General features: G+C 70.2%; 11 protein-coding genes and 1 pseudogene. 7 read left to right on the top strand and 5 right to left on the bottom strand.

Annotation, left to right across the window (positions count from 1 at the left end):
* Window positions 1-79: 79 nt before the first annotated feature.
* Window positions 80-373, top strand: coding sequence for a hypothetical protein (locus G3I71_RS20535; RefSeq protein ID WP_343243014.1), 294 nt, complete (start codon window positions 80-82; stop codon window positions 371-373).
* Here G3I71_RS20535 and G3I71_RS20530 read toward each other — a convergent pair.
* Together G3I71_RS20530 and G3I71_RS20525 are read right to left on the bottom strand one after the other, a co-directional pair.
* A complete protein-coding gene (locus G3I71_RS20530) occupies window positions 310-1,482 on the bottom strand; it encodes a hypothetical protein (RefSeq protein WP_164316277.1) in 1,173 nt (390 codons plus the stop codon). The genes G3I71_RS20535 and G3I71_RS20530 overlap by 64 nt on opposite strands.
* Window positions 1,479-2,492 carry a 5-dehydro-4-deoxyglucarate dehydratase gene (locus G3I71_RS20525; RefSeq protein WP_164316276.1) on the bottom strand — a complete coding sequence of 338 codons (1,014 nt, stop codon included), beginning with the start codon at window positions 2,490-2,492 and terminating at the stop codon, window positions 1,479-1,481. The genes G3I71_RS20530 and G3I71_RS20525 overlap by 4 nt, the downstream gene beginning before the upstream one ends.
* Window positions 2,493-2,743: 251 nt before the next feature.
* Here G3I71_RS20525 and G3I71_RS20520 point away from each other — a divergent pair, with 251 nt between their 5' ends.
* The 3 genes from G3I71_RS20520 to G3I71_RS20510 all read left to right on the top strand — a co-directional run bounded on the left by G3I71_RS20520 (window position 2,744) and on the right by G3I71_RS20510 (window position 5,201).
* Window positions 2,744-3,553 (top strand): NAD(P)-dependent oxidoreductase, encoded by an 810-nt coding sequence (locus tag G3I71_RS20520; protein WP_164316275.1) that lies wholly within the window; start codon window positions 2,744-2,746, stop codon window positions 3,551-3,553.
* A 144-nt stretch (window positions 3,554-3,697) separates the two neighbouring features.
* A complete protein-coding gene (locus tag G3I71_RS20515; protein ID WP_164316274.1) occupies window positions 3,698-3,919 on the top strand; it encodes a hypothetical protein in 222 nt (73 codons plus the stop codon).
* A 64-nt stretch (window positions 3,920-3,983) separates the two neighbouring features.
* Window positions 3,984-5,201, top strand: coding sequence for a TerD family protein (locus tag G3I71_RS20510; protein ID WP_164316397.1), 1,218 nt, complete (start codon window positions 3,984-3,986; stop codon window positions 5,199-5,201).
* Window positions 5,202-5,297: 96 nt separating this feature from the next.
* On the opposite strand, the gene G3I71_RS20505 is transcribed toward G3I71_RS20510, so the two are convergent.
* Window positions 5,298-5,789, bottom strand: coding sequence for an FBP domain-containing protein (locus G3I71_RS20505; protein WP_164316273.1), 492 nt, complete (start codon window positions 5,787-5,789; stop codon window positions 5,298-5,300).
* 70 nt (window positions 5,790-5,859) lie between these two features.
* On the opposite strand from G3I71_RS20505, the gene G3I71_RS20500 reads away from it, so the two are divergent.
* Both G3I71_RS20500 and G3I71_RS20495 read left to right on the top strand, forming a co-directional pair.
* Window positions 5,860-6,438, top strand: coding sequence for a TetR/AcrR family transcriptional regulator (locus G3I71_RS20500; RefSeq protein WP_164316272.1), 579 nt, complete (start codon window positions 5,860-5,862; stop codon window positions 6,436-6,438).
* A gap of 37 nt (window positions 6,439-6,475) precedes the next feature.
* A complete protein-coding gene (locus G3I71_RS20495; protein WP_164316271.1) occupies window positions 6,476-7,687 on the top strand; it encodes an SGNH/GDSL hydrolase family protein in 1,212 nt (403 codons plus the stop codon).
* Between the two features lie 57 nt (window positions 7,688-7,744).
* On the opposite strand, the pseudogene G3I71_RS20490 reads toward G3I71_RS20495, so the two are convergent.
* Window positions 7,745-8,734 (bottom strand): annotated as a pseudogene (locus G3I71_RS20490) (1-aminocyclopropane-1-carboxylate deaminase); the annotation flags it as partial.
* Between the two features lie 210 nt (window positions 8,735-8,944).
* Here G3I71_RS20490 and G3I71_RS51235 point away from each other — a divergent pair.
* On the top strand, window positions 8,945-10,879 hold the full coding sequence (locus G3I71_RS51235) for a hypothetical protein (protein ID WP_343243013.1): 1,935 nt from the start codon (window positions 8,945-8,947) through the stop codon (window positions 10,877-10,879).
* 15 nt (window positions 10,880-10,894) lie between these two features.
* Here the strand turns inward: G3I71_RS51235 and G3I71_RS20480 are convergent, their stop codons facing one another.
* The gene (locus tag G3I71_RS20480) at window positions 10,895-12,358 is read right to left on the bottom strand and encodes an alkaline phosphatase PhoX (protein ID WP_164316269.1); all 1,464 of its coding nucleotides are present in this window, start codon (window positions 12,356-12,358) and stop codon (window positions 10,895-10,897) included.
* Window positions 12,359-12,393 lie beyond the last annotated feature (35 nt).

Below are 12,393 nucleotides of genomic sequence, written 5' to 3'. Positions count from 1 at the left end.
TCATCGAGGACAGGTCCCGGATCACCCCGATGAGCGGCGGCCGGCAGACGCACCACCGCGGTCCGCGGCTCGCTCCGGCATGGCCGCCGGGACGAGCCTGCCGTGTCTCCTGATCGCGGGCCTCACCGCCGTACAGCGGGAGACCCCGCAGGACCTGCTCGGCCGTCCCGCCGCGACCGCCAACACCCTGATGTTCGCGCCCACGGCGATCGGTCCGGCCGTGGGCGCGGCACTGGTCGAACTCGTCGACCACCAGACGCTTCTCGTCGGCTGTGCCCTCGCTCTGCTGCTGACCGCGGTCCCGCTCCTTCAGCGCCGGGCCAGCGCGTCCCGTACGGAGTCCAGGTCGCCGTCCGACGCCAACCCGGCGTGATAGAGCCGCAGTTCGGTGGCCCCGAGCCCGGCCGCGCGCTCCGCGTCCGCCGCGAGGGTGGCCGGGCTGCCGCCCATCCCGGAGACCACGACGAGGTTGGCGGCCAGGACACCCTCCTTCCGCCCCACCTCCGCGAACGGCGTCAGCAGGCCCGCTCCGCCCGTGCACGGCACCACCACACCGTCCGCGACGGACAGGATGCGCGCGGGGTCCACGCCCGGGTTGGCGCCGACGTGGTACGAGACGGGGTCGGCGTGCAGCAGTACCTGGAAGCCGGCCGGGGCCGCCGCCCGGACCGCCTCGACGGCCGCCTCCTGCAGCGTGCGTGCCGTTTCCTCACGCCACGCGCGCGTGAGGGCCGCTTTCTCGTCACCGAGGGACTTCTCGACCCCGGCCCATCCCCCGTGATCCGGCTCGCCCCGCCAGAGCGGCTCCAGTGCGGCGCGTACGGCCGCCGCCAGCTCGTCGGGATCGAGGCCCTGGCCGCCGTACCCGGCCCGGCAGGACTGGCAGAAGCACAGGGCCATCAGATACTGGCCGGCGTCGCCGAGGCCGATGGCGCCGGTCTTGTCGTGGGCGTGCAGATGCGCCAGCCCGTACCAGCCGAGGGACTCCAGTTCCGTACCGCGTGCCCCGGGCCGTACGGCGGCCTCGGCCGCGAGATCGACGAGGTACGCGCGCGTGGCGGGCTGCGCGATGCAGGGCGCCCACGGGTAGCGGTCCCCGTAGGCGTTGACCACGGAGGTGTCCGGACGGTCGGCGCCCAGGCGGGAGTTGTGCGCGAGGACGACCCAGGTGTGCACGTCGAGGCCCGCGTCCGCGAGGGCGTCGGCAGCCTCGCCGTACGCGTCCCCCGGGGCCCAGGCCCCGGCGGCGTAGGGGCGCAGTTCGCGGCCCGCCCAGCGCTCGTCCGCAGGGTCGGTGGGGTACAGCACGGCCGCGTGCTCGGCGGTGACGATGCGGTGGCGCGGGTGACGGGGGGTCAACGCGCGCGTGGAGTGGTACGCGGAGGCGAGGGTCACCTGTTCCACGCCGAGCGCGGCGATCCGCCGGGCGGCGTCGGGGTCGCCGTTGACGTCCCAGGGATAGACGAACGCGGACGCCTTCACACGCTCTCCTCGAACTCGGACTCGGACTCGGAACCGACAACGATCGCGGCCACAGACTCGGACGCGGCCTCCAGCAGCGCGTGACCGCGCTCGACGAGCCGCACGAGCTGCTTCACATGTTCCTCGGTCGGCTCGTGCAACGGCGGCCGGACCTCCCCGACGTCGAGCCCTCCGTGCCGTACTCCGGCCTTGACGAGCGAGACGGCGTACCCGCGCCCTTGCGCCCGCAGCTCGACGAACGGCCGGTAGAAGCCGTCCAGGAGCCGGTTCGCGGTCACGTCGTCACCGGTGCCCAGCGCCTTGTGGAAGGCGAGCGCGATCTCGGGCGCGAAGCAGAAGACGGCCGACGAGTAGAGGGTGACGCCGATCCCCCGGTAGGCGAGCTGGGTCAGTTCGGCGGTCGGCAGCCCGTTGAAGTACAGGAAGTCGCCGGAATGCCCGGAGCGTACGGCGCTCACGATCCGCTGCATCAGGTCCAGGTCACCGAGCCCGTCCTTCAGCCCGATGATCCCCTCGGTGCGGGCCAGCCCGACGACGGTCTCGGGCGTGAACACCGCGTTGTCGCGCTGGTAGACGATGACCGGCAGGGCGGTGGCCGCGGCCAGCTCCCGGTAGTGGCGCAGCAGCCCCTCCTGCCCGGCCACGACCAGATACGGCGGCATGGCGAGCAGCCCGTCGGCCCCGGCCTCCTCGGCGAGACGCGCGTAGCGCACGGCGAGCGCGGTGCCGTATCCGGCGCCCGCGACCACGGGCACGCGCCCGGCCGTCTCCTCCACCGCCGCCCGTACGCAGTCCTGGAACTCCTCGGGCGTCAGCGCGTGGAACTCCCCGGTGCCGCAGCACGCGAAGACGGCCGCGGCCCCCGCCTCCACGCCCTGGCGCACATGCGCCCGGAAGACGTCGAGGTCGAGCGAGCCGTCGGGGCCGTACGCGGTGACGGGGAAGAACAGCGGACCGCTCGGGACGGTGAGTCGGGCGGCGAGGGCGGCGGTGAGAGGGGCTGGCGTCACGGGCTCTCCCTGGCATGCATTCGTGCACGCTTCTGATTAACGTCTACATTTCTGAACACTTTCACGCTAAGGGCCCTCCGCGGGGCGGGTCAAGCCGACCGGCGGCCAACTACGGACAGAATCCGCGGCCCTGCGTCACACTTGACGACACCGGCCACCTCTCCATAGCGTGTCCATGGATGTGAATGTCGTACATACATGCGACCTTCGCCTCAAGGAGACCCGCCCAGGAGCCCCAAGGAGACCCGAGGATGCCCGCTCCCCGCACCGTTCTGCTCACCGGCGCCGCCGGCGGACTCGGCACCCTGATGCGGGACCTGCTCCCGTCGTACGGCTACGAACTGCGTCTGTTCGACCTGCTCCCCATCGAGGGCGAACCCGGCGCGATCACCGCGGACCTCACAGACAGGGCGGCGCTGCGCGAGGCCGTGCGGGGCGTCGACGCGATCGTCCACCTCGCCGGCATCTCGCTGGAGTCCTCTTTCGAGAAGATCCTCAGGGCGAACATCGAGGGCACGTACAACCTGTACGAGGCCGCGCGCGAGGAGGGTGTGGGACGCGTCGTCTTCGCCTCCTCGAACCACGCGGTGGGCTTCACCCCCCGCCCCCAGGGCGCCGATCCCCTGATCCCGGTCAGCACCCCGCACCGCCCGGACACCTTCTACGGCCTCTCCAAGTCCTTCGGCGAGGACCTGGCCCAGCTCTACTGGGACAGGCACGGCCTGGAGACCGTCTCCGTCCGCATCGGCTCCTGCTTCCCCGAGCCGACCAGCGTGCGCATGCTGTCGCTGTGGATGAGCCCCGCCGACGGCGCCCGCCTCTTCCACGCGGCCATGACCGCCGAGGAGGTCGGCCACACCGTCGTCTACGGCTCCTCCGCCAACACGCGCCTGTGGTGGGACCTCAGCACCGCGCGCGGGCTCGGCTACGCACCGCAGGACGACTCCGAACCGTACGCCGAGAAACTGATCGCCGAGCAGGGCGACCTCGATCCCGAGAACGTGGCCCACACCCACCTGGGCGGCCACTTCGTGAACGACCCGCCGATCTGGCCGTACTGAACGCACTCCTGAGACGGGCGCCGTGGGCGAGGGGGCGACGCGGGGATCTGGGGGCGCAGCCTCCAGGGACAGGATGGGACGGGTAGGGGCGGCGGGGGCGAAAACCCTTGGGCGGCACGCACCCCACCCGCCTAGCATCCCCCCATGCCCCGCCCCAACGGCTTCGCCTACACCCACCACCCCGACGGCACGGTCAAGATCACACACGGCGCCCACCCCGCAACCACCCTCCGCGGTCCGAGGGCCACCGAGTTCCTGGCGGAAGTGGAATCCGGCGACCCCCAGCTGGTCATGGCCCGCTGGACCGGCAACTACAAGCGCGGCAACGAGCGAACGGCCCGCAACCACCCACGCAACCGGCACTGAACCAAATGACCGCAAGGTAAGGGAACGGCAAAGCCGGTCCGCTCGTTCACCGGTCATGACAGCTATGACCCCCGGCTCGAACATCCCTCTTCCCGTCGCCCGAGTGACGGTGGACGTCGCTGCCCCGGTGCGGCTCGACGTATCGAGCCTGCTGCTCACCGCCGACGGCAAGGTGCGCTCCGACGACGACTTCATCTTCTACAACCAGCCGACCGGCCCGGGCGTGACGTACCGCTCCGGCGGCGGCACCAGCCCCGACTCGATCACGGTCGACACCGCCGCCGTCCCCCCGGGCATCGAGAAGATCGTCGTCACGGCGAGTCCGGACGCCGCCGGCCAGTCCTTCCAGGGCATCGAGCCGACGGCCACGATCCGCAACGCGGACGACAACTCCGTACTGGCGACGTTCACCCCGCCCCAGCTCGGCGCGGAAACAGCACTGGTGATCGTCGAGGTCTACCTCCGCAACGGCGCCTGGAAGGCCCGCGCGGTGGGCCAGGGCTACGCGAACGGCCTGGCCGGCATCGCCACGGACTTCGGCGTGAGCGTGGAGGAACCGGCACCGGCCGCGACACCGGCCGCGCAGCCGACCCCGGTGCAGCCCCCCGCGTCCCCGGCGGCACCGCCCGCCCCGGTCGGGTCGTTCTCCTCTCCCCCCGCGCCCGCCGCGCCCCCGGCTCCCTCCGCCCCGCCCCTCGGCGCCGGAAAGATCAACCTCGACAAGGGCCGCGTAAGCCTCCAGAAGAACCAGACCGTCTCCCTGGTCAAGGGCGGCCGGCCTCTCCTCTCCCAGGTCAAGATGGGCCTCGGCTGGGAGCCCGCGTACCGGGGCAAGGACATCGACCTGGACGCGTCGGTCATCGCGTACGGCCCGCAGCGCAACCACATCGACAGCTGCTACTTCGGCAAGCTCTCCATCGTGAACGGCGCGATCAAGCACTCCGGCGACAACCTCACGGGCGAGGGCGGGGGCGACGACGAGGTCATCGTGGTCGACCTGGGCCGTCTCCCGCAGGAGGTCACCGGTCTGGTGTTCACGGTCAACTCCTTCTCAGGTCAGAAGTTCACCGAGGTGGCGAAGGCGTACTGCCGCCTCCTGGACGCGGCGACCGGTGAGGAACTGGTCCGCTTCGACCTGACCAGCGCCGAACCGCAGACGGGCGTGATGATGGCGAAGATGATCAAGCAGTTCACGGGCGAGTGGGAGATGACGGCGATCGGCGACTTCGTCAAGTCCCGCACCGTCAGGGGAATGGTGAAGCCGGCCGCCCAGTCGCTGTAACCACGCACGGCCGAACCACCCGCAGCACCCCACAGCGCCCCACAGAACCACCCACCGAAGCGGACCGTGGAGTAACACCGCCACCCCGTCATCCCGTCAAGCCGTCACCTTGGCGACGAACGCGGCGACGTTCCCCACGGTCCGCCGGATCTTCTCCTCCAGAGTGATCGTCTCGTGGAGCCGCGCCCCGGGGCCCGCGTCCTTCCTGCCCCGCACATACAGCGAGCAGCAGAGGTCGCCGCATATGTACGCACCCACCGAGTTGCCCTGTTTCCCGGACTTCCCCGCCTTCGGCGCGACCATCAGGGACACGCCTCCGGTGTGGGACGTCAGGCACATCGAGCACATGCTGCGCCGCGTCTGCCCGAAGGCGGGCGCGGAACTGCGCAGGGCGAGGCCGGTCGCTCCGCCGTCCAGCCGGGCGACGAGGTAGGCGCGGTCGGGGGCCTGCGGGTCCCGCCAGCCGAGGAAGTCCAGGTCCTCCCAGGGCCGGTCGGCCAGGTCACGCGGCACGGACAGACGCCGCGCCTCACCCTTGGTGCAGTTCACGAAAGCGGCACGGATCTCTTGCTCGGTCAGCGGCTCCATAACGGCAGGCTAATTTGCCTAAATCCTTTAGGTAAATCTATATTCACCTTAGCCAAACAGGAGGAGGGTCATGGCACGCGTAGGACTCACCGCGGAACGCCTGACCAGAGCCGGGGCGGAACTCGCCGACGAGGTCGGCTTCGACCAGGTGACCGCCTCGGAGCTCGCCCGGCGGTTCGACGTCAAGGTCGCGAGTCTGTACTCGCACGTCAAGAACACCCATGACCTCAGGACCAGGATCGCCCTGCTCTCCCTCGAGGAACTCGCCGACCGGGCCGCCGACGCCGTGGCCGGACGGGCCGGCAAGGACGCCCTGACCGCGTTCGCGAACGTCTACCGCGACTACGGCCGGGAACACCCCGGCCGCGCCGCCGCCACCCGGATGAGACTCGACCCCGAGACGGCCGCCGCCAGTGCGGGCGTCCGGCACGCCCAGATGACGCGGGCCATCCTGCGGGGCTACGAGCTGACGGAGCCCGACCAGACGCACGCGGTCCGCCTTCTGGGCAGCGTCTTCCACGGATACACCAGCCTGGAAACGGCAGGCGGCTTCAGCCACAGCGCCCCCGACTCGGAGGAGAGCTGGACCCGGATCCTGGACGCCCTCGACGCCCTGCTGCGCAACTGGCCGACCCCTCCCACCCGTTGACGACAGGCCGAGGACGCAGAGGACACAGAGGACAGACATGTCATCCGAGCACGAGTGGACGACCACGCACATCACCGCCGACCTCGTACGCGGGGCCCTCGACCTGGAGCACACCCCCCACGGCGTTCTCCCCCACCGCCTGCCCGCCCGGGCCCGCGCCCAGTGCACGGACCCCCAGCTCGCCTCGGCGGAATCCCAGCCCTCCGGCGTACGGCTGGTCTTCCGCACCCGGGCGACCTCCGTCGAGCTGGACGCACTGCCCACCAGGCGGATCTATGTGGGCGCCCCACCTCGCCCCGCCGGTATGTACGACCTGCTCGTCGACGGCCGGCTGACCGCCCAGTCCACCGTGGCCGGGGGCGGTAACACGCTGACCGTCGACATGACCGCCGGCACCGCGACGCATGAACCCGGCCCGCCCGGCACCCTCCGCTTCACCGGCCTGCCGGACCACATGAAGCGCGTCGAGATCTGGCTGCCCCACAACGAGACCACCGAGCTCGTCGCCCTGCGCACCGACGCCCCCGTCGAACCCGTACCGCTCCGCGACCAGGGCCGCAGGGTCTGGCTGCACCACGGCAGTTCGATCAGCCACGGCTCCGACGCCGCGAGCCCCACCGCCATCTGGCCCGCGCTCGCCGCGTCCCTCGGCGGCGTGGAACTGATCAACCTGGGCCTGGCCGGCAGCGCCCTGCTCGACCCGTTCACCGCCCGCGCGATGCGCGACACCCCCGCCGACCTGATCAGCGTCAAGATCGGCATCAACCTGGTCAACACCGATCTGATGCGTCTGCGTGCCTTCGGCCCGGCGGTCCACGGCTTCCTCGACACCATCCGCGAGGGCCATCCGACCACAGCGCTGCTGCTCGTCTCGCCCCTCTACTGCCCCATGCACGAGGACACCCCGGGCCCCACCGCCCTGGACCTCTCCACGATGAGCGCCGGTGAACTGCGCTTCCAGCCCATGGGCGACCCCGCCGAGCGCGCCGCGGGCAAACTGACGCTCAACGTCATCCGGGAGGAGCTGTCCCGCATCGTGCAGCAGCGTTCGGCGGACGACCCGAACCTCCACCACCTCGACGGCCGCGCCCTGTACGGGGAGTCCGACTTCGCCGAACTCCCCCTGCCCGACCAGCTCCACCCGGACGCGGCCACCCACCGCCGCATAGGTGAACGCTTCGCCGAGCTCGCCTTCACCGCACCCGAACCGCTCTTCCCGAACCCGGAGCCGACCCTCCGGAAGAACTAGAGAGAACCAGAAAGAACCAGAAAGGACCGGAGAGGACCCGAGAGGACCGGAGGAGACTTAGAACAGCGCGCTGTACGCGTTCAGCGCGGGCTGCCCGCCCAGGTGCGCGTACAGCACGGTGGAGTCGCGCCCGATCTCTCCCCGCGCCACCAGATCGACCATCCCGGCCATCGACTTCCCCTCGTACACAGGGTCGGTGACCATCCCCTCCGTGCGGGCGGCGAGCCGCATCGCGTCCAGGGTGGCGTCGTCGGGAATCCCGTACGTGCCCGCGTGGTAGCGCTCGTCCAGCTCGACGTCCGCCTGTGTCAACTCCCGCTTTACACCAATGAGTTGGCCGGCGTTGTGGGCGATCCGCGCGATCTGCGCCTTCGTCCGGGCCGGCGCCGCCGACGCGTCGATACCGAGCACGCGCCGCGTACGGCCGCCCGCCTCCTCCAGCGCCGCGAACCCGGCGACCATGCCGGCCTGGGTCGACCCGGTCACCGAGCACACCACCACGGTGTCGAAGAAGATCCCCAACTCCCTTTCCTGCTTGGCGACTTCGTACGCCCAACCGGCGAACCCCAGGCCGCCGAGCGGATGGTCGGAGGCTCCCGCCGGAATCGCGTACGGCTTGCCGCCCCCCTCCTCCACCTCCCGCAGCGCCAGCTCCCAGCTCTCCTTGAACCCGATGCCGAACCCGGCCCGCACCAACCGCACATCGGCCCCGGCGAGCCGGCTGATCAGGATGTTGCCGACCTTGTCGTAGACGGAGTCGGGCCACTCCACCCAACTCTCCTGCACGAGAACGCACTTGAGCCCGGCTCGGGCGGCACAGGCGGCGACCTGACGGGTGTGGTTGGACTGCACACCGCCGATCGACACGAGCGTGTCGCAGCCCTGGGCGAGCGCGTCGGCGACGAGGTACTCCAGCTTGCGGGTCTTGTTGCCGCCGTACGCGACACCGGAGTTGCAGTCCTCCCGCTTGGCCCAGAGCGAGGCGCCGCCGAGATGCGCGGTGAGCCGCTCCAGGGGGTGCACGGGAGAGTGCCCAAAGAGAAGGGGGTTTGAAGCTCCTGCCGGTGGAGTGTGTTCATGAGTGTTCTGGCGGCCGGGAGTGAGTGTCAGTGGTCTGCGTCGTGTCGCGTGTTGCGGCCGTGGTGTCGACTCTCGGGAAAGAACTGACGTTCTTGCGTCGAATGCGTGACCTTGCATGGATGAAGCTCGTTGGGTGTGGTGGCAGGGAACTTCGGGCGGGAATGGGGGGGTGGCGAGGTGAGCGGGCTGAGAGCCTTGATGCCGTCGTTCGTCGCGCCCGGCCCGCGTGGCGTGGCGGTCCGTACCCGTCTCAAGGACCTGGCACCGGACGATGAGAAGGTGCTGCGCGTGGTGAGTGCGCATCTGGGGTCGCTGGCCTCGAAGGATCTTGCCGCCCGCGGCCGTGACAGTCGGGAACCATCCGGCGACGCGTGGGCGGCGCGCAAGCGGGAGCTGACACCGGTCTCGTCGTCGCGATGGGCGGGCAGTATCACCAAGGCTACTCATGATCAGTGGGCACTGGCCCGCCGTGGACAGCTCGCGCACATCCAGTGCCTGGAAGCGGGTATCCGCACCCTGACGCACCGCTTGTCCCAGCCTCTCGGCCAGAAGGGATCCAAGGGGGTGCCCGGAGGCTACCGGTCTCGGCGGGAGTGGCACGCCAAGTCACGGAGGCTACATACGCTGGAGGACCGGTTGGCTGCAGCGCGGGCCGACCGCGAGGCGGCGATCGTCGGCATCATGAGCAGCCTGTTCAACGACTACGAACCGAGGGACGAGGACGGGCGGCGGGTCGTCTTCGAGTTCGGCGCGAGCGTCCTGCGCAGTGGTACGGGCATCGCCGAGATCGACGAGACGCTCCGAGAGAAGTACCTGTCCTTCGACGACCGGCCGCGCGCGGAGTGGCACGTGGAGGTGGACTTCGACGCGATCGCCGCGCTGGCCCGAATACTGGTGGACTCACGGGAACGCCCCGACACACAGATCGTCCAACCGGTCGGCCTAGAGCTACTCGTCCGTGACGAGACACAGCATGCGACGCTGCTCGCCCCAGAGGGCGCGGCCACGGTGTACGAGATGCCCACGCCGAGGGGAACCTGCACAGTCACGGTCGGCCCGCCCTCGGTCCCGTTGTTGCTTCGGCTCGAACTGAGGCGGACCGGGATGGAGCGCCTGGCAGTGTTCGACCGTCAGCGGACGCTCGCTCACCTCATGGAGCAGGAACGGCGCGAGGGACTGGCCGAAGGCGCTGTCGCCCGGATCTCGGCGCAGCAACTGCTCGACGTGACGGCCGAGCCCCGGCTGCGCTCGTTGCGGCTCGACGGCCCGCCTGGCCTCGACCTCGCCGAGCTGGAGCAGGTGGCGACGGCGTTCCGGGTACGGCTGGCCTACGAGAGCGATGTCGTGCTCGTGCCGGTTCTCGACGTCAATCGTCTCGACGGGTCGTCCCAGCCTCGGTTGATCCGCCAACTACCCCTGAGGGCAGAGGAGTTTGTGGAGGCGATTGGTCAGGGTACGGCAACAGGATTCATGGGCGATCGACTGCTGGGCCCGGTGCCGGAGGTCCAAGAAGGGCACGAGGTCCAGGAAGAGCTGTCTCAGCGCTATCTCCGGGCCATCGCGGCGACCGATCCCTTCGCGGCGTTCATGGGCTACTACCAGGTGCTGGAGTACAGCATGGAGGAGGAGTGGTTCCAGGCACTGCGGCGACGGGTCGAAGCCGCGGGCGGCGCGCTGGAGCGGCCCGCGGACAGTATTCGCAAGGCCGCCAAGCTGGCGGCCGACGTCCTCAGCGAGCGCAAGAATGATCTCAGCTTCAGTGAGATCAGAGGACTGAAGGCGGTGCTGGACAAGCATCTCGACGTCGGTGCGCTCGCTACCGACCTGGACCGGTATCTGCGGGGCGCGGCCGACCACTTCGCCACCGCCACGGTTCCCTTCGTCCAGGTGCCGCATCTGGACTTCGGCCGTGCCGGTGACCCAGCCGGGCAGGCGACTCTCAGGGAACGTGCCGCGGAGCGCATCTACAAGGTCCGGTGCGCGATCACGCATAGCAAGGAGTCCGGCGACCGCTACAGCCCGTACACCGACGAACTGCCACTGGGACGTGAGGTGCCGCTCGTCAGAATCGCCGCGGAACATCTGTTGTTCCCCGCCGACGAGCGGCTGTGACTTGGCGAGCGATGGTCAGCGCCGCTGCCGCTTCCACGGCCCGGTAATGGCCAGCATGATCCCCGGCGTCTGAATGTTGGCGTACAGCGTCTTCCCGTCGGGTGAGAAGGTCACGCCGGTGAACTCGCTGTATTCGGGCGCCTCTTCGGTGCCGGCGTTGAGTTCGTTGCGGGCGATCGGGTAGGTGCGCCCGCTGTCCGTCGCGCCGAACAGGTGCTGGACGCCTTCGCCGTCCTCGGCGATGACCAGGCCGCCGTACGGGGAGACGGTGATGTTGTCGGGGCCGTCGAAGGCGCCGTCGGCCGACGGGTCGGGGTTCACGCCCAGGAGGACCTTCAGGGTGAGGGTGCGGCGCTTGGGGTCGTAGAACCAGACCTGACCGTCGTGCTGGACGGGGCTCTCGGAACGGGCGTACGAGGAGACGATGTAGGTGCCGCCGTCGCCCCACCACATGCCCTCGAGCTTGCGGGCCCGGGTGATCTCCCCGGCGCCGAACTGCTTGCGCACGTCGACGGCCTTGGCGTCACGGTCGGGCACGTCGACCCAGTCGACGCCGTACACCGTGCCGATCTTCGTGGCGCGGGAGAGGTCGTCGACGAACTGGCCCGCGGAGTCGAAGCACTTGGGCGCCTGGAGGATGCCCGCGGTGTCGGAGAGGGTGCGGAGGTTGCCGTGGCCGTGGTGGCAGTGCTGCGGCGGGGTCCAGCGGTAGAGGAGGCCGTTGGGGGACGCGGCGTCCTCGGTGAGGTAGGCGTCGCCGCGCTTGGGGTCGATGACGACGGCCTCGTGGTTGTAACGCCCGAAGAACTTCAGGGGCTTGGGGTTCCGGTTGGCACGCTTGTCACTGGGGTCGACCTCGAAGACGTAACCGTGGTCCTTGGTCATGCCGTTGACGCCGGCGCGGTCGGAGTTCTCCTCGCAGGTGAGCCAGGTGCCCCAAGGGGTGCTGCCGCCCGCGCAGTTGGTGGAGGTGCCCGCGATGCCCACCCACTCGGCGACCTGGCCGCCGGGACGCACCTCGACGACCGTGCAGCCGCCGGACGCGGCGGGGTCGTAGACGAGGCCCTCGGTGAGCGGCACCGGGTACTTCCAGTCGGCGCGCGGGCCCTTCAGCTCGTGGTTGTTGACGAGGAGGGTGGTGCCGCGCGGGCCCTCGAAGGCGGCGGTGCCGTCATGGTTGGACGGGGTGATCTCGCCGGAGTCCAACTTGGTCTTGCCGCTGTGGGTGATCACTCGGTACGAGAATCCGGCGGGGAGCGCCAACAGGCCCTTGGGGTCGGGCAGCAGCGGGCCGTAGCCGACTCCGTGGTACCGGTCCGCGGATTCCCCGGCCGCACCGAGGGTGTCCGCGTCCGTGTCGGCCTCCGTGGACGCGAGGGCGCCCGGCGCGGTGGCGAGGGCACCGACGGTGCCGGCCAGCGCGACCCCGGCCGAGGTGATCGCAGACTGTCTGCCGAAGTCCCTGCGGGTGAGCGACATGATGTCTCCTGTGACGGGGGGCGTGCCATGGCAGT

This window comes from Streptomyces sp. SID12501 (assembly GCF_010550245.1).
Taxonomy (GTDB): domain Bacteria; phylum Actinomycetota; class Actinomycetes; order Streptomycetales; family Streptomycetaceae; genus Streptomyces.
Note: the sequence above shows the minus strand (reverse complement) of the source record. Positions and strands in the feature narration are given on the sequence as shown.